Here is a 20931-nt window from a genome sequence, read left to right as displayed (position 1 = left end):
GACCCAGCTAAGACGCTAGCAGATGGTTTTGTTGAAGACTATTTGTTTCGGGCCTTCTGAGGCCCGGTCAGTACGACTGGAGCTCCACGAGGCTGCCGTCCGGTGTGCGCAGATGCGCGGTCCGCAGCCCGGGGCTCCACTCGGGCCGGTCCCGGGGTTCGGTCACGACGCTCGCACCGTGCGCGGTCAGCTTCCCCGCGGCCGCCTCGACGTCGTCCACCCGCAGGACGAGCATGGCCGCGTCCTGTGCGGGGGCGTGCGCGGGCAGGGCCTCGGTGCCGATCGCGCGGGCGAGCGCGGCGCGGGAGAAGAGGGTGAGGGCGGCCTCGCCGCCCAGGTCCCAGTTGGCGTATCCGGCCTGCGGGATCACCTTGACGGGCTCTATGCCGAGCAGGTCGCGCAGGGCTGCGGTCCAGAAGCGGGCGGCGGTGTCGAAGTCCTCGACGAGGAGGCGCGGGTACAGGTCGTCCATGTCGTGATCGTATTCCGCTCCCGTTCAGGGGAGTTGGTCCCTTGATGGGGCGGAAGGGCCTCCGACGGGCCATAGGATGGCGCGGTGCTGGTGAAGTGGATTCGCTGCGGAATCGTCGATCGTGCCGGATTCGAGCGCGGGCAGCGGAAATGGGCCAACGGGCTCATGGGGGAGCCGGGGTTCCGGGGGCAGGGCGGCGGCTGGAGCCGCAGCCAGCCGGGCGTCGCCCACCTCTTCGCGTTCTGGGAGGACCGCGAGTACCACGACGCCTTCATGGCCGGCGCGCACGACCGCCTTGCGGCCGCCCAGGCCGGCACCTATGAGAGCCTCGGCGTCAAGCTCTTCGAGCACCGCCTGGACGTCAAGGTCGGCTTCCGCCCCCGCTTCGCCGACAGCGACCTGCTGCGGCTGGCGCACTGCAAGGTGCGGCCGGACCGTGTCGAGCACTTCGTGCTGATGCAGGAGAAGGTCTGGAACCCCGCCATGGCCGGATCCCCGGGGATGCTGCGCGGGGTCTTCGCGCAGGGACCCGAGTCCGACTTCCTGGTGCTGTCCATGTGGGACTCGGCGTCCGAGCACGCCAAGTACCGGGACGGCTCCATCCTGCGACTGTCCGAACGTGCCGATCTCGACGCCGACGTGCTCACCGTCGCCGGTGACGTCGTCGACCTGGAACAAGCCTGGTCGATATGACGGCACGGCGACCGGGGAGCACCCCGGGAGCCGCCGCGATCAGCCCTTCCCGCCCTGCGCGGGGCGGGTGATCACCGAGAAGTACGCGCCGTGCGGATCGTCGAGCACGGCGACCCGCCCGACGTGCTCGAGGTCGAACGGCGGCACGGAGACGCTGCCCCCGAGCTCGGTGGCCCGCGCGGCGGCCGCGTCGGTGTCGGCGACGGAGAAGTAGTGCATCCAGTGCTGGGGTATCTCCTGCGGCCAGGCGTCGTTCATGAGCAGGATGCCGCCGAACTTCCGGTCCGTTCCCTCCACTTGGAGCTCGGTGTACGAGCTGTCCCCGGCGAACGGGTGGGTCTCGCCCGTCCAGCCGAAGACGTTGCGGTAGAAGGCGCGGGAGCCGTCCACGTCCCGGGTGTTGAGCTCGATCCAGCACAGCGCGCCCGGCTCGTCGAGCAGGCCCGCGCCGCTGAACCGGCCCGGCTGCCACGCGGCGAACTCCGCCCCGTGCGGGTCCGTGAACTGCGCGAAGCTGCCCTGGTCGAAGACCGCCATCGGCGGTACGCACACCGAGCCGCCCGCCGCCTCGACCGCCTTGGCCGTGTCGGTCACGTCGCCCGTGGCCATGTAGGTGATCCACCGCGGCCGGTCGCCCTCGGCCATCACGGGCCCGACGGCCGCCACGTGCTCGCCGCGCAGGCTGAAGAAGGTGTATCCCCCGGCCTCCGGGGGGCCCGCCTGGGAGTCCCAGCCGAACAGGCCGCCGTAGAACGCACGGGAGGCCTCGATGTCGGGACTGCTCAGATCGGTCCAGCAGGGTGTGCCGGGAACGAACGACGTGGTCTTCATGGCGGCCTCCAACCGTGGCGCGCGCGAACGCGCCCCCCTCTTCATGCTGAGTCTGAGGTACGCCACTGACAATCGGGGGCGGGACGCCCGGCCTGTGGACGGAGCCGGCGACCGTCCGCCGGGGCCCGTGGCAGGCCCGCGGCAGGCCTGCGGCGGGGTCCGCCCACGGCCTGCGCCGGGGACCGCCGCGACCTTGCTCGCGCGTACGAATTACAGTGAGGCCATGGCCCGACCGCGTCGCATAGTGCTCATCAGGCACGGAGAGTCCCAGGGCAATGCCGACGACACGATCTACGAGCGGGTGCCCGACCACGCGCTGACCCTCACCGCGAGAGGGGAGGAGCAGGCCCGCGCGGCGGGCAGGGAGCTTCGGGAGCTGTTCGGCGAGGAGCGGGTGCAGGCCTTCGTCTCGCCATATCGCCGGACGCATCAGACCTTCCACCTGCTCGGTCTCGAGCCGTGCCGTACCCGCGCCAAGGAGGAGCCCCGACTGCGCGAGCAGGACTGGGGGAACTACCAGGACGCCGAGGACGTGCAGCGGCAGCGCAAGGCCAGGGACGCCTACGGTCACTTCTTCTACCGCTTCGCCCAGGGCGAGTCCGGGGCGGACGTCTACGACCGCGTCGGGTCCTTCCTGGAGACGCTCTACCGCGCCTTCGACAAGCCCGAGTTCCCGCCGAACGTCCTGCTCGTCACGCACGGGCTCACCATGCGGCTGTTCTGCATGCGGTGGTTCCACTGGACCGTCGACGAGTTCGAGTGCCTGTCGAATCCCGACAACGGCGAGACGCGGATGCTGCTGGCCGAACCCGACGGCCGGTACCGGCTCGACCGGCCCTTCGCCCGCTGGCGGACCACCGACTCCGACCTGGCGCGATATCACGGGTGAGATTGCGCACAGGACGATTGACCCGGGTGGCACCGGATGTCAGAGTTCTCCCGCCATGACCGCTGACCCCCATGACCTCCCACGCCGCCGCGCGCTGTCCAGCCTGCGCGGTCTCGCCCTGGGCGACGCCCTCGGCTCCCAGTTCTTCGTGCCGGCGCACTACCCGGCACTGCAGGGCCGCACGCTGCCGCCGGGAACCTGGCAGTGGACGGACGACACCGAGATGGCGTGCTCGGTCGTCGCGGTCCTGGACTCGCACGGCGCCGTCGACCAGGACACCCTGGCCGCCTCCTTCGCGGCGCACCACGACTTCGACCGCGGCTACGGCCCCGGCGTGAACCGGATGCTGCGGCTGATCCGGCAGGAAGGCGCCGACTGGCGCACGCTCGCGGCCGAGATGTTCAACGGCCAGGGTTCCTGGGGCAACGGCGCCGCCATGCGCGTGGCGCCCCTGGGCGCCTGGTACGCGGGCGAGCCGGAGAAGGCCGCCGAGCAGGCCGAACTGTCGGCGTACACCACCCACCAGCACCGCGAGGCCGTCGTCGGCGCGATGGCCGTCGCGGCCGCCGCCTCGCTCGCCGCGGACCCGGCCGGCCCCGGCGACCCCGCGGACCTGATCACCCGCGTCGTGGCGCTGCTGCCGCGCAGCGCCGTGCACGCCGGGCTGCGCCGCGCCGTCGACATGCTCGACTACGACGACGTGGCCACCGTCGCGGCGGTGCTCGGCAACGGCCGCCGCACCAGTGCGCACGACACCGTCCCCTTCGCCCTGTGGTCCGCCGCGCGGGGCCTGGGCGACTACGAGGGCGCCTTCTGGACCACGGCCCGCGCGGGCGGCGACGTGGACACCACCTGCGCCATCGTCGGCGGGATCATCGCCGCCGGCGCCGGTGGCGAGCCCCCGCGGGAGTGGCAGGAGCGGTGCGAGCCCCTGCCGGAATGGCTGCCCGCCGGCTGAGCCGCGCCCGCCGGCCCCGCCCCCGGGCCTCCCAACCCTCTGCATTGTCACGGCCCTGTCACAGACTGCGCCCTCGGGCCCGTACCGCGTTTGCGCAGCTCGTCGGCGCGCCTAGCCTGTCGGCCACGCCGTCCGGCCGATCTTCGCCGGACGCGCAGTCGAGCACCGGTCCCGCGCGCAGCCCCCGGGCGCCGTACGACCGGCGGGGAGGGGTTCTCATGTCCGACACACCGTCCGACGCCGCGCCGACGGCGCAGGCGCCCGCGCAGGCACATCCGCAGGCACATCCGCAGGCACCGCTGCGGAAGCACGGTCCACCCGTCCATCCGGCGCCGCCGTACCCGCGTCCCTGGACGCCCCCGCCACCGCCCCCGCCGCCGGCGTGGGTGATCGCGAGCCGCTCGCGGACCCCACGCGCCGCACGGCCCGCCGTGCTGTGGACGGCGCTGCTCACCGGTGTGCTGGCCGCGGTTCTGCTGCGCGGCGGCCTGGGGATCAACCTGTTGCTGGTCAGCGTGCCCGCCGCGGCCGCGGCCGCGGTCGCCGCCCTCGACCACGGACGGCGGCTGCGGCCCTGGTCGGCCCTCTGGGCGGTGGCGGGCCTGACGCTGCTGCTCATTCCGGCGCTGCGGGACGCCTGGTGGCCGTCGTTCCTGGCCGTCGCCGCCGCCGCCTTCCTGGGCTCGCTGGCCCTGCACGGCGGCCGCCGCTGGCCGGGCGTCCTGCTCGGCGGCGTCGGGCTGTGGTCCGCTCCGGCGTCCGCGATCGGCTGGGCGCTGCGCGGGCTGCGCGAGCGGTCCGCCCGCGACCGCAGCCGACTGCTGCCGATGCTGAAGACCGTCGGCGTGACCGTCGTGCTCCTCGTCGTCTTCGGCGCGCTCTTCGCGGGGGCCGACGCGGCGTTCGCCGACCTCTTGGGCGACCTCATGCCCGATGTGACCGTCACCGACGCCCCCCTGCGCGTCCTGCTCCTCCTCGTCGGGACGCTGTTCGCCCTCTGCGCGGCGTGGACCGCCGCGGCGCCGCGCCGCTGGGACCGGATCGAGGTGAAACCGGGACGCGCGCGCCGGCGCGCCGAGTGGGCACTGCCGTTGGTCGTCCTCGCGGCGCTGTTCGCGGCCTTCAACGCCGTCCAGCTGGCGGTGCTGTTCGGCGGCTACGAGAAGGTGCTCGCCAAGACCGGCCTGACCTACGCGCAGTACGCCCGGCAGGGCTTCTGGCAGCTGCTCGTCGTCACCCTGCTCACCGTGGTGGTCATCGCCCTCGCCCAGCGCTGGGCGCCGCGCGGCACCGACCGCGACCGCATGCTCGTGCGCTCCGTCCTCGGCACGATCTGCGTGCTGACCCTGGTCGTGGTCGCCTCCGCGCTGCGTCGCATGGACCTGTACGTCGACGCGTACGGGCTGACCCGGCTGCGGATCTCGGTGGCGGGTGTGGAGCTGTGGCTGGGGCTGCTGATCGTCCTGGTCATGGCGGCCGGGGTGTTCGGCGCGCGCTGGCTGCCGCGCGCCGTGGCGGTGAGCGCCGCGGCGTCCGTCCTCGCCTTCGGGCTGGTGTCGCCGGACGCACTCATCGCCGACCAGCAGGTGAGCCGCTACGAGAGCACCGGCAAGATCGACCTGGAGTACCTGCGGCACCTGTCCGCGGACGCCGTCCCGGAGCTGGACCAGCTGCCGGAGCCGCAGCGCTCCTGCGCCCTGGAGAAGATCGTCGAGCACCTCTACGAGGACGGCACCGAGGCCTGGTTCACCACCAGTCTGGGTGAGGTCCGGGCGCGGTCGCTGCTCGACGGGCGCCCGCCGCAGACCGGCGGCCGGCCGTGCGACGCGGCGGGGCTGCCGGGCCTCTACGACGAGTGGGGCGATCCGGTCTTCCCGTGAGGCGGAACGCCGTGTGCCGCCGCCCCGGCCTCCCCCCGGGCCGGGCGGCGGCGCCGGCATCAGGCCGCGGGCACGCCCGCGCTGCCGCTGAGCGCCTCCAGGTCGCTCTTGCGGACCCGGATCACGAACAACGCCGTGACCAGGGCGAGCGCGACGAGCCCCACGGCCGCGTAGAACGCGGTCGAGATGCCGTGCGCGAGGACCTCGTGGCCCCACGGCGGCGGCAGCTCGTGCGTCCGCTGGAAGGCGGCCTGCTGCTCCCGGGTGGCGTGCGCCAGGAAGTCCGGGACGAGACCGGTGGCCTTGTCGCGGCTCGCGGTGCCGAACACCGTCACCAGGATGGACAGCCCGAGCGAACCGCCCACCTGCTGCATCGCGTTGAGGAGCCCGGAGGCGGCCCCCGCCTCGTGCTGGGCGACACCGGAGACGGCCGTCAGGGTCAGCGTGACGAAGTTCAGGCCCATGCCGAAGCCGAAGAGCAGCATGGGACCGAGCACCCCGCCCACGTAGCTGCTGCCGGGGTCGATCAGGGTCAGCCACGCCATCCCGGAACCGGTCAGCGCCGAGCCGGCCACGAGGAACGGCTTCGGCCCGAGCACCGGCAGGAAGCGGGTGGACAGCCCTGCCCCGGTCACGATCGCCGCGGTGACCGGGAGGAAGGCGAAGCCGGCCGCGATGGGGCTGTAGCCGAGCACGTTCTGCACGAAGATGACGATGAAGAAGAACATCCCGAACATGGCCGCGGCCAGGCTCAGCATCATCAGGTAGGTGCCCGAGCGGTTGCGGTCGGCGAACATCCGCAGCGGGGTGATCGGCTCCCGGGCCCGCCGCTCGATGACGACGAAGGCGCCGAGCAGCACGACGGCGGCCGCGAACGAGGACACGGTCAGGGTGTCCCGCCAGCCCGAGTGGGCGGCGCGGATGAAGCCGTAGACGAGCGAGGCCATGCCAAGCGTCGAGGTGACGGCTCCGGCGACGTCGAACCGCCCCGGGTGCCGCTGCGACTCGCTGATGAAGCGCGGTGCCAGGAAGGCGATCAGCAGGCCGATCGGCACGTTGACGAAGAAGACCCAGCGCCAGTCGAGCCAGTCGGTGAGCATGCCGCCGGCCAGCAGGCCCACGGCGCCGCCGCCCGCGGAGACCGCGGCGAACACGCCGAAGGCCCGGTTGCGCTCCGGGCCCTCGGGGAAGTTGGTGGTGATGAGGGCGAGCGAGGTCGGCGATGCTATCGCGCCGCCGACGCCCTGCAGGGAGCGCGCGGCGAGCAGCTGCCACGGCTCCTGGGCGAAGCCTCCGAGGAGGGAGGCGAGGGAGAACAGCAGGATGCCGAAGACGAACACCCTGCGCCGTCCGAGGATGTCGCCCGCGCGCCCGCCGAGCAGCAGCAGACCGCCGAAGGTGAGCGTGTAGGCGTTGAGCACCCAGGACAGATCGGTGGTGGAGAAGGAGAGCGCGTCCTGGATGTGCGGGAGCGCGATGTTCACAATGGTGGCGTCCAGCACGACCATGAGCTGGCAGGCCGCGATCACCGCGAGTGCGATGCCCGGCCTGCCGTCGCGTCGCGCGGCTCCGGGCTTTCGTGGTGAGGTGAGTTGCCCAGTCGTCACGAGGTCCCCCAGTCGGTGACTTAGTGAACGGTCGCGTTCACTGTGTACGACACTAGGGTGATGGTGGTAGTGAACGCAAGCGTTCACTAGAGAGTGAATGAGAAGGTGGCATGACCATGTCGCAGGGAGCGGGAACCCGCCGCCGCGGGCCCGTTCTGGAGCGGGCGATCCTCGGAGCCGCTCTGGACCAGCTCAGCACCGTGGGCTGGCGAGGGCTGACCATGGAGGGCGTCGCAGCCGGCGCCCAGACCGGCAAGGCGGCCGTCTACCGCCGCTGGCCGTCCAAACAGGCCCTCGTCGCCGACGCCCTGCAGACGGCCTTCCCCGAGGTCCCCGACGTCCCGGACCTGGGCGGTCTGCGGGAGGACCTGGTCTTCCTCGTGCTGCGGATGCGCGAGGCGATGTACTCCCGCGGCGGGCTCGCCCTGCGCTCGGTGATCGACGAGTGCGACCAGGAAGCCGCCCACTGCTTCGTGCGGCTGATCATGGACGGGGTCGTCGAACCCACCAAGCACCGCATCCTGGACGTGGTCCGGCGCGGCATCGAGCGCGGGGAGGTGCGGCCCGACGCCACCGGTGACATCGTCGCCGACGTGGTGCCCGCGCTGATGATGTACCGGTCGAAGATCGGCGGCCGGGAGATCACCGAGGAGGACCTGATCGAGGTCGTCGACCAGGTGATGCTGCCCCTGCTGCGCCCCTGACGCGCTCACCGGGCCGGCCCGCCCGCGGCCTCCGGAGGTGCTCCCCCGACCTGCTCCCGGCCGGTCCAACGCGGGAGCGTAGGCTAAGCCTTGCCATGGTCCACGAACCCCCCACCCACACCGTCGAGCGCTCGCTGCGCGCGACCCTCGGCGCCAAGGTCATCGCGGGCGTCGACGAGGTCGGACGGGGCGCCTGGGCCGGGCCCGTCACCGTGTGCGCGGCCGTCACCGGGCTGCGACGGCCCCCCGACGGCCTCACCGACTCCAAGCTGCTCACCGTCAAGCGCCGTACCGCGCTCGCCGGTGCGCTCACCGGATGGGTGAACTCCTTCGCGCTCGGCGACGCCTCCCCGGAGGAGATCGACGCACTGGGGATGACCGCCGCGCTGCGGCTCGCCGCCACGCGCGCCCTGGACGCCCTGCCCGTGCGTCCGGACGCGGTGATACTCGACGGCAAGCACGACTACCTCGGGGGTCCCTGGCGTGTGCGCACGGTCATCAAGGGCGACCGCTCGTGCGTGGCCGTGGCGGCCGCGTCCGTGATCGCCAAGGTGCGGCGGGACGCGATGATGGCGGAACTGGGCGTCGACTATGCTCCGTTCGGCTTCGAGGACAATGCCGGGTACCCTTCGCCGGTGCACCGGGCGGCACTGGAGGAGCTGGGGCCCACCCCCCTCCATCGGCTGTCCTGGGCATATCTCGATACGCTGCCGCGTTGGCAGCACTTGAAGAAGGTCCGGGAGACCGTGGAGGCGGGGGAGACGGGTGAGCAACTCGGGTTCGACTTCTGAGCCGAGTTGTGACCTACCCGCCGCTGCGTTGTTCCGGTGCATTTGATAGACATCAGCACATGCCTCTCACCCCCGAGGAGCCTCAGATTCACGAGAGTGTCCCGGGTCCCCGCGTAGCCCCGGCCGCCGGCCGGCCCGCGCCGACCCCCCGCCCCGTACCGGGCCCCGGCCCTCGCCCCGCGCCGCCGCGTGGCGCCCCGGCGGCCAACGCCCGGCCCGGCCGTCCCGGTCCGGCCCGCGGACCCGTCGTACCCCCGCAGCAGCGTTCGCCGCGGGACCCCGAGGTCGTGGCCTCCGTCTCCGCCGGCCCGTCGGCGCAGATCCAGCTCATCCCCGCCCCGGTGGACGGCGCCCTCGACGCCGCCGACGAGGCCGTCGACCTGCTGCTGGACAGCGGGCGCGCTCCGGGTGAGGTCCTGGTGCTCACCACCGGCGAGCAGCACCCCTGGGCCGCCCACGAGCTGAGCTTCGGCGAAACGTCCTACTGGGCCCAGCACGACGTCGGCGACGACGTGTTCTACGCCGCTCACGACGCGGACCGCGCCAAGGGCCGGCCCGTGGTGGTCGTGGCCGTCAACGGCGGTTCCGACGAGACCGTGGCACGTCTCCTGCCCTCCGCGATGGCGCGGGCCGGAACCCTGCTGGTCGTCTGCGGCGACCCGCAGCGGATCAACGCGCTGCTCGGCGTCAACGCCTGATCAACGCGCCGCCGCGCGGCGCAGGGACGGCGTCCCACTGGGACGCAGGCTCGCTGCGCCGCGGCTCGTGGCCGACCAGGAGGTGGCGTTCGGGGAACGTCCCGAACGGTCCTCGCCCTGCACCCGCCAGCCGTCGTCGGTCAGGGTGATGTACGAACCGGGGCGCAGCCCGTACAGCGAGCAGGCGTCGCGCAGTCCCCACATCCACGCACCGTCCACCTCGGTCCACCCCGCTCCGCCATCGCGGCAGACGAGCAGGACCGCGGTGCGCACGGGCCTGCGCCGCCGCAGGTCGTCCGCGGTGATCCGGCGCAGGTGGACGAGGATCGCGTTGCGCCGTTCCCAGCCGTCGGTGACGCCGGGGCGCTGCGCGAAGGACGCGCTGGCCGTCAGCCGTTCGTCCGGGGAGTAGACCGCGACCACGGCGGTTCCCGGGGCCGGGAGGTGGCGTGTGTGGAGGTCCGTGACCACTTCGCGCGGGTTGATCAGCAGGGGGATGCCCGCGGCCGTCCATTCGGCCGGCTCGAGGGTGCGATGGCGTCCGGCACGGCGGGAGGAATTCACGGAAGCGGTTTCCGGAGCGAAGCCGATGGCCACGGTCCTCCCTTCGGGTATGCGTCCGCGACCGGGCGTGCGCGGGCATGCCGGTCGTGGGGCTCCAAGAGCCGATGCGGGGATCCAGACTCAATTGTTCCTGTCGCACACGCAGGCGGCAACGGTCATTTTGTCGACCTGTCTGTTATCTGACCCTCCGCCGCTTAGATCCCGTCTCCGTCTCACATGGTGACTACCGGTCAGCCCTGCAAGGCCAGGACCAGCGGAAACACCGCCGTAACACCGGATCGGCGCAGCAGGCGCGCGGCGACGGCCACGGTCCACCCCGTATCGGTGAAGTCGTCGACCAGGAGAACCGGTCCCGCGGCCGCGGCGACGGCGTCGGAGAGGGCGGGTGGAACGGTGAACGCCCCGTGCAGCGCCCGCAGTCGCTGTGCGCTGTTGCTGCGCGGCACCCGCGAGGGTTCCAGGTCACCGCTGTGCGCCACTTCCCCGAGCAGCGGCATGCGGCCGATCTCGGCGATGCGCGCACCGAGCGACGCGATGAGTTGCGGCCGGGTGTGCGAGGCGATGGTGACGACGCCGACCGGCCGCTGCGGGGCGTCGGGCTCGCCGCTCGCCCAGCCGCCCGGGCCCTTCGCCCAGTCCGCGAGCACCTGCACCACGGCCTGCGCCACGTCGTCCGGAACGGGGCCGTCCGTCGCGTTCTCGGCGAACAGCGGGCGGAGCCGGTTGCCCCAGCCGATGTCGGAGAGCCGTCCCAGTGCCCTTCCGGTCGCGGCCTGTTCGCCCGGCGGGATCTTCCCCTTGAGCTCGATGCCGATCGCGGGCAGACCCGTCGGCCACATCCGGCGGGGCTCGACCTCGACCCCCGGGCGCCCGAGGGCGGCCCGTGCCGCCTCCAGGGCCTCGCGGGAGACCTCCGCGGTGAACCGGGGCCCGGCGCAGTTGTCGCAGCGGCCGCAGGGGGCGGCCTCCTCGTCGTCGAGCTGACGGCGCAGGTACTCCATGCGGCACACCGAGGCCGTGGCGTACTCGCGCATCGCCTGCTGCTCGGTCTTGCGCTGCCGGTCGACCCACGCGTACCGCTCGGTGTCGTACGTCCAGGGCAGGCCCGTGGCCGTCCAGCCGCCGCGCACCCGGTGCACCGCGCCGTCCACGTCGAGGACCTTGAGCATGGTCTCCAGCCGGTTGCGGCGCAGGTCCACCCGGGTCTCGAGCGCGGGCACCGACATCGGGCCCCCGGAGTCGGCCAGCGTCTCCAGGGTGCGCCGCACCTGTTCCTCACGGGGGAAGGCGAGCGAGGCGAAGTAGCGCCAGATCGCCTCGTCCTCCGGCCCGGGGAGCAGCAGCACCTCCGCGTGGTCCACACCGCGTCCGGCGCGTCCGACCTGCTGGTAGTAGGCGATGGGGGAGGAGGGCGAGCCCAGGTGAACCACGAAGCCCAGGTCCGGCTTGTCGAAGCCCATGCCGAGCGCCGAGGTGGCGATCAGCGCCTTGACCTCGTTGTTCAGCAGCGCGGACTCGGCGGCCCGGCGGTCGGCGTCCTCGGTGCGCCCCGAGTAGGCGGCGACCCGGTGACCGCGCTGCCGGAGGAAGGCGGTGACCTCCTCCGCGGCCGCCACGGTCAGGGTGTACACGATGCCCGAGCCCGGGAGGTCGCCGATGTGGTCGGCGAGCCAGGCGAGCCGGTGGGCGGCGTCGGGCATGCGCAGCACCCCGAGCGACAGGCTCTCGCGGTCCAGCGGCCCGCGCAGCACGAGGGCACCCTCGTGGTCGCCGGTACCCAACTGCTCGGCGACGTCGGCCGTCACGCGTGCGTTGGCGGTGGCCGTCGTGGCCAGCACCGGAACGCCCGGAGTGAGATCGGCGAGCATCGTCCGCAGCCGGCGGTAGTCGGGCCGGAAGTCATGGCCCCAGTCGGAGATGCAGTGGGCCTCGTCGACCACGAGCAGGCCGGTGGTGGAGGCCAGCTTGGGCAGCACCTGGTCCCGGAAATCGGGGTTGTTGAGCCGCTCAGGGCTCACCAGCAGGACGTCGATCTCCCCCGAGGCGACCTCGGCCTGCACCGTGTCCCATTCCTCGGGGTTGGCCGAGTTGATCGTGCGGGCGCGGATCCCGGCCCGGTCGGCGGCCTCGATCTGGTTCCGCATCAGCGCCAGCAGCGGGGAGACGATCACCGTGGGACCGCTGCCCCGCTCGCGGAGCAGCGCGGTGGCCACGAAGTACACGGCCGACTTGCCCCAGCCCGTGCGCTGGACCACCAGGGCGCGGCGGCCGTGCGCGACCAGCGCCTCGACGGCACGCCACTGGTCCTCGCGCAGGCGGGCGGTGCCCGTCGGGTCCCCGACGAGCCGGCTGAGGATCGTGTCGGCGGCGGTGCGCAGTGCGGTGGTCATGCCCCCATGCAACCCGATGGCACCGACACCGCGCCAACCGTGGGGAGGCGGCCTGTGGACAACCCGCCCCGGATAATTGCGATGATATGCGCGAGTTATCCACAGGTTTTGGAGGGGTCTGGCGGAGATCCACGGCGTACGGGACCTTCGGATCATGACTCAGCACACCGAATCCCCCCGTCCCTCGGACGACCCGAAGGTCACGCTGCGCAGCCCGGCCGAACTCGCCGCCGCGCTCCCCTACCTGTGCGGCTTCCACCCCGACGACAGCATTCTGATGATCGCCCTGCACGGCGAGCACGGCCGTTTCGGCGGCCGGGCCCGGCTCGGCATCCCGCGGGACGCCGCCGAGTGGCCCGGTGCCGCCCAGCAGTTGGCGGAGTGCCTCGTGAACGGCAGCGAGCAGCGCGGCGCGCGGCCGGACGCGATCGTGCTCTTCCTCGTCCAGGAGCCCGCTCCCGGCGAGGACCCCCACCAGGTCATGGAACGGCTGCGTCCGCTGGCCCAGCGGCTGCGGATCGCCTGCGGCACGCTCGACATCCCCGTCGTCGAGGCGCTGTGCGTCTCCGCCGGCCGCTGGTGGTCGTACTGCTGCCCGGACACGGAGCGGTTCCCGCGTGAGGGCATCGGGATCACGCGGTCCGGCGATTCCGTGATGGCCGCGGCGGCCGCCTACGCGGGCCTGCGGATCAGCGGCTCCCTCAAGGAGATGGAGGAGCGCCTGACCCCGCCGCCGCCCGGCGCACCGGCCTCCGCGGCCCGCGGGGACGCCTTGGACGCGGCGGCCGCCGCACTCGTACCCCGCATGCTGGAGCGCGACGACTCCGAAGAGGTGCGGCGCAGCACCCTGCGGCTGCTGCGGGAGGCGCTCGAGCGCTTCCGGGCCGCCACCCCGGTGGGGGACGGAGCGGAGGCCGACCGCGGCGACGACGCGCTGCTGGACGACGACGAGGCCGCCACGATGATCCTCGGCCTGCAGGACCGCACCACCCGCGACGAGGCCGCCGAGTGGATGGACCCGCCGCACACCGACCCTGCGGTGCGCCTGTGGCGGGCGCTCGCCCGGCGCTGCGTCGAGCCGTACCACGAGCACGCCGCCGCACCCCTGACCCTCGCCGGCTGGGTGGCCTGGTCCGCCGGGGACGAGGCGGCGGCGCGCGTGGCCTTCGGCCGCGCCCTGCACCTCGCCCCCGACTACACCTTCGCCCGGCTGCTCCACGCCGCCGTCAACAACGGCCTCTCACCGGAGCCGCTCCGCCGCTACCTGCGGCGGCAGAGCATCGCACGGGCCCGCCGGGCAGCGCTCCTCACAGCTCGCCGTGGGCCAGCCGGATCAGCCGGTCGAGGACCCGGCCGCCGCTCACCCGGAGCCCGTCGTGCTCGTACTCGTCGGTGACCCAGGTGCGCAGGCCGCGGACCGAGCGTGCGGTGGCCAGCGAGTCGGCCGTGTCCACGTACATGTCGTCGTGGTAGACGGCCGCCGCCACCGGCACCTCGTTCCGCGCCAGCTGGTCCGGGTCGTACAGGTCGGGCCACTCCTCGTGCTGCGCGAGGTGGTGCGCCGTCTCGCGCAGCGGTGCCAGGGCCGGGTCCGTGGCGAACATCCAGGGGTAGATCATCTCGCCGGTCAGCAGCACCGGCGCGTCGTCCGCCAGCGGCTTGTCGACGTCGAACTGCGGGAACTCGGCCCGGACCGACTCGGCGGCCCAGCCGGTGGCCCGCGGCGAGACCGAACGCTGGCCGTAGATCGACTCGTGCAGCACCGCGTAGAGCGGATTGCCCGCGAACGACAGGTGGCCCTGGACCTCGGCGAGGAAGGAGTCGGAGAGCTGGAGGCCGGATCCTGCGGTCACGAAGGCGTCCTCGAGCAGGTAGTGCAGCGTGTGCGAGCCGGTGCCCGTGCCGAGCAGCATCCCGGTGGTCTGGAAGGCCTCCGCGGTCAGCAGTCCGCCGCCCGGGAGCCTGACCTCGCGCTCGCGCAGGTGCCGCACGATCGCGCGGACCGTCTCGACGTCCTCCGGGTAACGCGCGTAGTGCGCCGCGGCCTTCCGCTCCACACGGGGGTAGGCGGCCCGGTAGACGTCCTCGGCCGTGCTGCGCAGGCCGGCCAGCCCGCCGGTCACGAAGGCCTCGCGGACGCCCTCGGGGGCGAAGGACAGGTAGGTGAGCGTGCAGAAGCCGCCGTAACTCTGGCCGAGCAGGCTCCACTGGCCGGCCTCGCCGAGCAGCTCACGGCGGATCAGCTCGCAGTCGCGGACGATCGAGTCGGCCCGGAAGTGCTCCAGATAACGAGCCTGGGCCGAGGCGTCCCCGCGCAGCGGCAGGGTCTGCCGGTTCGCAGGGGCGGAACGGCCGGTGCCCCGCTGGTCGAGCAGCAGCACCCGGTAGTCGTCCAGCGCCCGGGTGAGCCAGCCGTCGCGGCCCAGCGGCCGCGGCGACCGGCCGCCGGGCCCGCCCTGCAGGAACAGCAGCCAGGGCAGCGGATCTCGTTCCTTCCCGGCGGCCACGACCTCCCGTGCGTACACCTCGATCCGTTCACCGCCGGGGTCCGCGTGGTCGAGCGGCACCTGGAAGGTGTGGTCGGTGATGACGGTTCCCGGCTGACGGTAGACGGCCATGGCTCTCTTTCCGGTGATACGGACGGCTTCCCGATCAGGAACGGTAGACGGCGCGTGACCCGAGTGCCCACACGGCCGTTCTCGTGGGTAGTGGCGGCAGCGCCCGAGCGACCGATTCGACGAGGAGGTGGCATGAGCCCGCAGCCGGTCAACCGGCCGCCCCGGCAGGACCGGGGGCCGCAGCCCGTGCACGACGCCGTGATGTGCGTCGCGGCCCCGGCCCTCGCGGTCTCGCCGGAGCACGGACAACTGGACGGAAGCGGCCTCGCCGGCTTCTACCAGGGCGGCCGCCGGGTCCTGGCCCGCTGCGAGCTGCGCATCGCGGGGGCGCCACCGGTCCCCGTGCAGGGCGGGCTCGTCACGGCGGGGCGGGCGCGGTTCACCTCCGTCGCCCGCGTTCCCGGCGACACCGCACCCGACCCGGCCCTCACCGTCGAGAGGCTCCGCACGGCCGGGGGCACCGAGCGCATCACGGTCCACAACACCGGTTCCCGCGCCCTGCGCATCCCGTTCGAGGTGGCCCTGGCGACCGACCTCGCCGAGCTGGCGGCGATCGCGGCCGGATCCTCCGGGCCTGAGCTGCAGCCCAGCGTCTGCGACGCGGGGCTGCTGTGGTCGGCGGAGGGGCTGCGGGCCCGGGTGACCGCCGTGCCGGCACCCGAGAGCGCCATGGCCTCCGCCGGGCTGCTGTGCTGGGAGCTGGCGCTGCCCGCGGGGGCGTCCCGCACGATCGAGCTGCGCGTGACGCTGGAGCCCGCGGCGGCCGGCGTGAACGGCGGATCCGCTCCGGCGGTCCCCGTGCCCTGGTCGGCCGCGGAGATCCGCGGCGCCGACGGCCGGGCGGAGACGCTGCTGCGCGCCGCCCTCGACGACCTGCGGGCGCTGCTGCTGCGCGACCCGGGGCACCCGCTGGACGTCCATGTGGCGGCGGGCGCCCCGTGGCGGCTCGGTCCCGCCCCGGCCGACGCCCTGTGGGCGGCCCGCATGCTGCTGCCGCTCGGCACCCGCCTGGCGGCCGGCACCTTGCGGGCGTTCGCCCGCCGCCAGGACCCGGAGACCGGCGGCCTGCCGGGGCCGTTGCGCCATGCCGGCCCGCATCTGCCGCCCACCTGTTCCGGAGTGGAGGCGGGGCTGCTCTTCGTCACGCTGCTGGCCGAGGCACGCCGGTGGGGACTTCCGGAGCGGGACACCGAACAGCTGCTGCCGGCCGCCGAGCGCAGTCTGTGGTGGCTTCGGTCCGTCGCGGGTGACGGCGGATACGTCCCCGACCCCGCGCCGGGCGGTCCGCTGCGCTGCGATGTGCAGGCACACGCCCACCGGGCCATGCTGCACGGCGCCGATCTGCTCCAGGCCCACGGACGCCCTGGCGCTGAGGAGTGGCGGGAGCGTGCCGAGGCGCTGCGCCGGAGGTTCCGGGAGGACTTCTGGCTTGACGACCCGGCCGGCGGGAGCCCGGCCGCCGCGCTCACCCCTGACCGCAGACCCGTGCCCCACCTGGGCTCGGCAGCCGCCCATCTGCTCGACACCGGTCTGCTGGGCGGCTGCGAACTCGCCCCCGGTCTGCTGGACAAGGTGCAGACGGAACAGCTCGCCCGCCTCCTGGCGGCTCCGGAGCTCGACTCGGGATGGGGGCTGCGCACCCTGTCCGCCAAGGCCCCCGGCTACAACCCCTTCGGCCACCGCGGCGGAGCGGTGCGCGTCCACGAGACGGCCGTCGCGGTCGCCGGGCTGGCGGCCGCCGGCCACGAGCGAGAGGCCTCGGCGCTCCTCCTGGGCGTGCTGGACGCCGCCGGTGCGTTCGGCCACCGGCTGCCCGAGATGTACGCGGGGGAGCAGCGTGACGACTCCCGCCGTCCCGCCCCGCACCCGACGGCCTCGCGGCCCGCGGCGGTTGCCGCGGCCGGGGCCGTCCACATGCTGATGGCCCTCGCCGGGATCCGCCCCGACGCCCCCGAACGCATGGTGGCCCTACGCCCTCTGGTCACCGCCCCGCTCGGCGACCTCGGCCTCGCCGGGCTGCGGGTGGCCGAGGAGCCCTTCGCGCTGCGGATCGGCGCGTCCGGTACGGCCGTGATCGAGGAGGCGGCTCCCGGACTCCAGCTCGGTGCCTGAACCCGCCGGCGGCACCGGACGCCGGACCGGCGCCGTGACGTCGAACAACAGGCCGAAAGCGGGTCGCGTCATCCCGCCAACCTGCTGTTTATCGTCAGGCAGACGACTATGATCGCGGGCATGGCGCCCTACGACCCGTCAGCTTTCCCGCCCTTCGCCGTCACTGTCGATCTCGTCGTGCTCACAGTGCGCAGCCACGCCCTGTGCGCCCTCGCGGTCCGCCGCGGTGAACCGCCCTACCAGGGCCGGTGGGCGCTGCCCGGCGGCTTCGTACGCGGCGACGAGGACCTGTCCGGGGCGGCCGCCCGCGAACTGGAGGAGGAGACCGGACTGCGCGCGGGCAGCGGGGTCCACCTCGAGCAGCTGGCCACCTACGGCGATCCCAAGCGCGACCCTCGCATGCGCGTGGTGAGCGTCGCCCACCTCGTGCTCGCCCCGGACCTGCCCGCGCCCCGCGCCGGGGGCGACGCCCGCAGCGCCCGGTGGGCCCCGGTCGAGGAACTGCTGCGCAACGGCGACGAGGGTGCCCTCGCCTTCGACCACGCGCGCATCCTGGCCGACGGCGTGGAGCGCGCCCGCTCCAAGCTGGAGTACTCGGCTCTGGCCACCGCCTTCTGCCCGCCCGAGTTCACCGTCGGCGAGCTGCGCCGGGTCTACGAGGCGGTGTGGGGCGTCGCCCTGGACCCGCGCAACTTCCACCGCAAGGTGACGGGGACGGTCGGCTTCCTCGTCCCCAGCGGCGGCACCACGACCCGTCAGGGCGGCCGCCCCGCGCAGTTGTTCCGCGCGGGTGGTGCGACCATCCTCAATCCGCCTATGTTGCGACCAGAGGTGTAAATTCCGGGCCATTTGCGCGTTATGGTGCAATGGTGATCCAGGCCATCGGATTGACCAGCGCGTCCCGGGGCGAAGAGCCCCCCGCCGTCGACGACCTCAGCTTCGACGCCCGTCCCGGCGAGATCACCGTCCTGCTCGGCGACGGCGGCGCCGGCAAGTCCACCGTCCTGCGGCTGATGCTCGAACTCGAACCGGGCCGCGGCATCACGCTGTTCGGCGGGCGCCCCCTGCACCGCCACACCCATCCGGCCAACGCGGTGGGCGTGCTGCTCGGTGAGGTCCCCGGCCACCCCTCCCGGACCGCGCGCGGCCACCTGCGCATGCTCGCAGCCGCGGCCGGGGCCCCCGCCGAACGCGCCGACCAGGTCCTGGAGATCGTGGGCCTGCGCGAAACGGCCGGACGACGCCTGTCGACCTTCTCCCTCGGGATGGACCGCCGCCTGGGCGTGGCCGCGGCGCTCCTCGGAGACCCTCCCGCGCTGCTCCTGGACGATCCCGCCCAAGGGCTCTCCCCGCACGACACCGCCTGGTTGTACGGCCTGCTCAAGGCGTACGCGGCGCGCGGCGGCGCCGTCGTGGTCACCTGCGCCGACCCCAAGGCGGCGGGCCGGCTCGGCGACCGCGTCGTCACCCTCGACAAGGGCCGGCTCGTCGCCGACCAGTCCGCCCACGAGTTCGGCCGCCGCCGGCTGCGTCCGTACGTGGCCGTCCACTCGCCCCAGGCCGAACGCCTGGGCCTGCTGCTGACCGACGACGGGACCGAGATCACCCACGAGAGCGGCAGCCGCATCCGCGTGCACGGCGCGACCACCGCCCAGGTCGGCGAAACCGCCTTCCGCAACGGCATCCTGCTGCACCGCCTCGCGGACGAGGTCGCCGACACCGGTGTTCCGGAGGGTCCTCACGTCGACCGCGACCGGCCCGCCGTACCCCTGGCGGCCGCGCGCGCCGCGGTGCCGCCCGCCGGTCCCGCCCGGCCCGTCCGCTACGAACTGCGCCGCCTCACCGGCGTCCGCGGCCCCTGGCTCGTCGCGCTGGTCTCCGTCCTGGCCTCGGGACTGGCCACCATGGCGCTGCTGCGCACCGGGCACGACGCCTTCTCCCTGCGCCTGCTGACCGGCTGGTCGCACTCCCTGCCCCTGCCGCCCGCCGCATTGGGCGGCGGGCTCCTCGGCGCGCTCGCCTACGGCCAGGAGTTCCGCTATCCCGCGCTGGCGCCCGCGCACGCGCCCGTGCCCCGTCAACTCCGTCTGCTGCTCGCCAAACTCGCCGTCAACGGGTCGGCGGCGGTGCTGATCGCCCTCCTGGGGGCGGGGCTCGGCCTGGTCGCGATGCGCCTCGAGTCCGGGGCGGGCGGACTGCCCGCGCCGTTCGCGCTGGCCTCCACCACGGCGGCCTCGGTCGCCCTCGCGCTCGTCTGCTGCTGGGCCGGGGTGCTGGCGGCCGGGGTGTTCCGCACCACCGCGCTCGGGCTGGCCGGTGTCCTCGCGGTTCCGCTGCTGGTGGCGCCGGTGGTGAGGCGGGCGGCGTCCGCCCCGGCGATCGACGTGGTCCGCATGGCGACCCAACCGGTGCGCTATTCCTTCGCTTTGTCGCTCCTCGCTCTCTTGTGTGCCTATGCGGCAACGGTCTTGCGCCGGAGAAACCCCATTTCCTTCCGATAAAGCGTCAATTATCAGGTGATGAGTGCTCACCCTTTCGTGTGCTTTTCAGGAAAGCCCTCAAGGCCTCCCGCGCCATCGCCGACAAATGATGCGTGAGTACCCTTGCGCACACCATGATGACCGCGGCCCGCCCCGCCGACCCGAGTCTCGGCGGCGGGGACATCGACCGCTATCCGTACGCCGACGCCCCCGTCGGCCTCGACCGCCCCGGTCCCGCACCCTCCTGGGACGGTGGCGACACCGACATGGGCCGGGTCGGCCGCCGCGCCGCCGGGAGCCGTGGCCGCGGGCTGCACGGCCAACTCGTCCAGCAACTCGGCCAGATGATCGTCTCCGGCGATCTCGGGGCCGACCGCCCGCTCGTCCCCGAGGAGATCGGCCAGCGTTTCGAGGTCTCCCGTACCGTCGTCCGCGAGTCGCTGCGGGTGCTGGAGGCCAAGGGCCTCGTCAGCGCCCGGCCCAACGTCGGCACCCGGGTCCGCCCGGTCAGCGACTGGAACCTGCTCGACCCCGACATCATCGAATGGCGGGCCTTCGGCCCGCAGCGCGACGACCAGCGTCGGGAGCTGTTCGAACTGCGCTGGACGATCGAGCCCCTCGCCGCGCGCCTCGCGGCGGGTCACGGCCGGGAGGACGTCCAGCAGCGCCTCGTCGACATGACCGACATCATGTCCCACGCCGTGGGACAGGGTGACGGCCTCACCTTCTCCCGGGCGGACGCCGAGTTCCACGCCCTGCTGCTGCAGGTCGCGGGCAACCGGATGCTGGAGCACCTCTCCGGCATCGTCTCCTCCGCCCTGCAGGTCTCCGGCGGCCCCGTCACCGGCTGCGAGCGCCCCGGTGAACACTCGGTGGCCCTGCACACGCGGGTCGTCGAGGCGCTGGCCGCCTCCGACGGTGCCGAGGCGGAGACCGCCATGCGCCAGCTGCTCGCCGCCCACCCCGACCCGGGTGCCGGCGGCTCGACGGACCACGTCGTCCCCGCCCCCCGGGAGCACTGACCGCTCCCGCGCAGCACGAGACGGCACTGACTTCCGCCGCCGGCCCACGCCCTCCGGGCCCGGCGGCGGAGCCGTCCGTCATGTTTGACGCCCGCATCCGACCGGGCATGGTCGTGGCGTGCACGGGGAGTGTCCCGCTATCGACGGTTTGGTGCCGATCCGGGGTGTGACCCGGCCCACGTACGGCCGGGCGTAACGCTCTCGGCGGCAGCGCGATGAGCA

Annotated in this window: 18 protein-coding genes; 12 read left to right on the top strand and 6 right to left on the bottom strand. The window is 73.5% G+C overall.

The annotated features are described in order from the left end of the window. Positions 1 to 67 precede the first annotated feature (67 nt). Entirely contained in the window at positions 68 to 472 is a 405-nt protein-coding gene (locus tag ACFV3E_RS24965) for a VOC family protein (RefSeq protein WP_500536658.1), read from the bottom strand. Between the two features lie 84 nt (positions 473 to 556). On the opposite strand from ACFV3E_RS24965, the gene ACFV3E_RS24960 reads away from it, so the two are divergent. Then, on the top strand, positions 557 to 1165 hold the full coding sequence (locus tag ACFV3E_RS24960) for a YdbC family protein (protein WP_500536657.1): 609 nt from the start codon (positions 557 to 559) through the stop codon (positions 1163 to 1165). A 39-nt stretch (positions 1166 to 1204) separates the two neighbouring features. Here the strand turns inward: ACFV3E_RS24960 and ACFV3E_RS24955 are convergent, their stop codons facing one another. Continuing rightward, positions 1205 to 1996: a VOC family protein gene (locus ACFV3E_RS24955; RefSeq protein WP_500536656.1), complete on the bottom strand. Its 792-nt coding sequence runs from the start codon at positions 1994 to 1996 to the stop codon at positions 1205 to 1207. Between the two features lie 223 nt (positions 1997 to 2219). Here ACFV3E_RS24955 and ACFV3E_RS24950 point away from each other — a divergent pair, with 223 nt between their 5' ends. The 3 genes from ACFV3E_RS24950 to ACFV3E_RS24940 all read left to right on the top strand — a co-directional run bounded on the left by ACFV3E_RS24950 (position 2220) and on the right by ACFV3E_RS24940 (position 5723). Continuing rightward, positions 2220 to 2885 (top strand): phosphoglycerate mutase family protein, encoded by a 666-nt coding sequence (locus ACFV3E_RS24950; protein WP_500536655.1) that lies wholly within the window; start codon positions 2220 to 2222, stop codon positions 2883 to 2885. 55 nt (positions 2886 to 2940) lie between these two features. Beyond that, on the top strand, positions 2941 to 3843 hold the full coding sequence (locus ACFV3E_RS24945; RefSeq protein ID WP_499514452.1) for an ADP-ribosylglycohydrolase family protein: 903 nt from the start codon (positions 2941 to 2943) through the stop codon (positions 3841 to 3843). A gap of 218 nt (positions 3844 to 4061) precedes the next feature. Further along, positions 4062 to 5723, top strand: coding sequence for a DUF4153 domain-containing protein (locus ACFV3E_RS24940; RefSeq protein ID WP_500536654.1), 1662 nt, complete (start codon positions 4062 to 4064; stop codon positions 5721 to 5723). A 59-nt stretch (positions 5724 to 5782) separates the two neighbouring features. Here ACFV3E_RS24940 and ACFV3E_RS24935 read toward each other — a convergent pair whose 3' ends face one another. Further along, positions 5783 to 7330, bottom strand: a complete 1548-nt coding sequence (locus ACFV3E_RS24935; protein WP_500536653.1) for an MFS transporter — start codon at positions 7328 to 7330, stop codon at positions 5783 to 5785. 110 nt (positions 7331 to 7440) lie between these two features. On the opposite strand from ACFV3E_RS24935, the gene ACFV3E_RS24930 reads away from it, so the two are divergent. From ACFV3E_RS24930 to ACFV3E_RS24920, 3 genes are all read left to right on the top strand, one after another. Next, positions 7441 to 8034, top strand: a complete 594-nt coding sequence (locus ACFV3E_RS24930; RefSeq protein WP_500536652.1) for a TetR/AcrR family transcriptional regulator — start codon at positions 7441 to 7443, stop codon at positions 8032 to 8034. 95 nt (positions 8035 to 8129) lie between these two features. Then, positions 8130 to 8825 (top strand): ribonuclease HII, encoded by a 696-nt coding sequence (gene rnhB, locus ACFV3E_RS24925; RefSeq protein WP_499514456.1) that lies wholly within the window; start codon positions 8130 to 8132, stop codon positions 8823 to 8825. A 59-nt stretch (positions 8826 to 8884) separates the two neighbouring features. Then, the gene (locus ACFV3E_RS24920) at positions 8885 to 9523 is read left to right on the top strand and encodes a hypothetical protein (RefSeq protein WP_500536651.1); all 639 of its coding nucleotides are present in this window, start codon (positions 8885 to 8887) and stop codon (positions 9521 to 9523) included. On the opposite strand, the gene ACFV3E_RS24915 is transcribed toward ACFV3E_RS24920, so the two are convergent. Continuing rightward, positions 9524 to 10120, bottom strand: a complete 597-nt coding sequence (locus tag ACFV3E_RS24915; protein ID WP_500536650.1) for a hypothetical protein — start codon at positions 10118 to 10120, stop codon at positions 9524 to 9526. 197 nt (positions 10121 to 10317) lie between these two features. Then, a complete protein-coding gene (locus tag ACFV3E_RS24910; protein ID WP_500536649.1) occupies positions 10318 to 12477 on the bottom strand; it encodes a RecQ family ATP-dependent DNA helicase in 2160 nt (719 codons plus the stop codon). 154 nt (positions 12478 to 12631) lie between these two features. Between ACFV3E_RS24910 and ACFV3E_RS24905 the strand changes: the two genes are divergently transcribed. Further along, positions 12632 to 13873: a DUF4192 domain-containing protein gene (locus ACFV3E_RS24905; RefSeq protein ID WP_500536648.1), complete on the top strand. Its 1242-nt coding sequence runs from the start codon at positions 12632 to 12634 to the stop codon at positions 13871 to 13873. Here ACFV3E_RS24905 and ACFV3E_RS24900 read toward each other — a convergent pair. Next, entirely contained in the window at positions 13785 to 15095 is a 1311-nt protein-coding gene (locus ACFV3E_RS24900) for an alpha/beta fold hydrolase (RefSeq protein ID WP_500536647.1), read from the bottom strand. The two genes, ACFV3E_RS24905 and ACFV3E_RS24900, sit on opposite strands and share 89 nt — an antisense overlap. Before the next feature lie 132 nt (positions 15096 to 15227). Between ACFV3E_RS24900 and ACFV3E_RS24895 the strand changes: the two genes are divergently transcribed. The 4 genes from ACFV3E_RS24895 to ACFV3E_RS24880 all read left to right on the top strand — a co-directional run bounded on the left by ACFV3E_RS24895 (position 15228) and on the right by ACFV3E_RS24880 (position 20709). After that, a complete protein-coding gene (locus ACFV3E_RS24895) occupies positions 15228 to 17207 on the top strand; it encodes a glycogen debranching N-terminal domain-containing protein (RefSeq protein WP_500536646.1) in 1980 nt (659 codons plus the stop codon). Positions 17208 to 17327: 120 nt separating this feature from the next. Continuing rightward, a complete protein-coding gene (locus tag ACFV3E_RS24890) occupies positions 17328 to 18044 on the top strand; it encodes an NUDIX hydrolase (RefSeq protein WP_500536645.1) in 717 nt (238 codons plus the stop codon). A 29-nt stretch (positions 18045 to 18073) separates the two neighbouring features. Next, complete coding sequence (locus tag ACFV3E_RS24885) at positions 18074 to 19708, top strand: ATP-binding cassette domain-containing protein (RefSeq protein WP_500536644.1); 1635 nt, start codon at positions 18074 to 18076, stop codon at positions 19706 to 19708. 92 nt (positions 19709 to 19800) lie between these two features. Next, complete coding sequence (locus ACFV3E_RS24880; protein ID WP_499514465.1) at positions 19801 to 20709, top strand: FadR/GntR family transcriptional regulator; 909 nt, start codon at positions 19801 to 19803, stop codon at positions 20707 to 20709. The last annotated feature ends 222 nt before the right edge of the window (positions 20710 to 20931 follow it).

Origin of the sequence: Streptomyces sp. NPDC059718 (assembly GCF_042733315.1) — a bacterium.
In the GTDB taxonomy this organism is placed as follows: Bacteria; Actinomycetota; Actinomycetes; order Streptomycetales; family Streptomycetaceae; genus Actinacidiphila.
Note: the sequence above shows the minus strand (reverse complement) of the source record. Positions and strands in the feature narration are given on the sequence as shown.

Coding starts and splice junctions, on each gene's coding strand:
- ACFV3E_RS24965 (WP_500536658.1), bottom strand. CDS start 472: ATGGACGACCTGTACCCGCGCCTCCTCGTCGAGGACTTCGACACCGCC.
- rnhB (WP_499514456.1), top strand. CDS start 8,130: ATGGTCCACGAACCCCCCACCCACACCGTCGAGCGCTCGCTGCGCGCG.
- ACFV3E_RS24955 (WP_500536656.1), bottom strand. CDS start 1,996: ATGAAGACCACGTCGTTCGTTCCCGGCACACCCTGCTGGACCGATCTG.
- ACFV3E_RS24950 (WP_500536655.1), top strand. CDS start 2,220: ATGGCCCGACCGCGTCGCATAGTGCTCATCAGGCACGGAGAGTCCCAG.
- ACFV3E_RS24905 (WP_500536648.1), top strand. CDS start 12,632: ATGACTCAGCACACCGAATCCCCCCGTCCCTCGGACGACCCGAAGGTC.
- ACFV3E_RS24930 (WP_500536652.1), top strand. CDS start 7,441: ATGACCATGTCGCAGGGAGCGGGAACCCGCCGCCGCGGGCCCGTTCTG.
- ACFV3E_RS24895 (WP_500536646.1), top strand. CDS start 15,228: ATGAGCCCGCAGCCGGTCAACCGGCCGCCCCGGCAGGACCGGGGGCCG.
- ACFV3E_RS24945 (WP_499514452.1), top strand. CDS start 2,941: ATGACCGCTGACCCCCATGACCTCCCACGCCGCCGCGCGCTGTCCAGC.
- ACFV3E_RS24900 (WP_500536647.1), bottom strand. CDS start 15,095: ATGGCCGTCTACCGTCAGCCGGGAACCGTCATCACCGACCACACCTTC.
- ACFV3E_RS24890 (WP_500536645.1), top strand. CDS start 17,328: ATGGCGCCCTACGACCCGTCAGCTTTCCCGCCCTTCGCCGTCACTGTC.
- ACFV3E_RS24920 (WP_500536651.1), top strand. CDS start 8,885: ATGCCTCTCACCCCCGAGGAGCCTCAGATTCACGAGAGTGTCCCGGGT.
- ACFV3E_RS24885 (WP_500536644.1), top strand. CDS start 18,074: ATGGTGATCCAGGCCATCGGATTGACCAGCGCGTCCCGGGGCGAAGAG.
- ACFV3E_RS24940 (WP_500536654.1), top strand. CDS start 4,062: ATGTCCGACACACCGTCCGACGCCGCGCCGACGGCGCAGGCGCCCGCG.
- ACFV3E_RS24910 (WP_500536649.1), bottom strand. CDS start 12,477: ATGACCACCGCACTGCGCACCGCCGCCGACACGATCCTCAGCCGGCTC.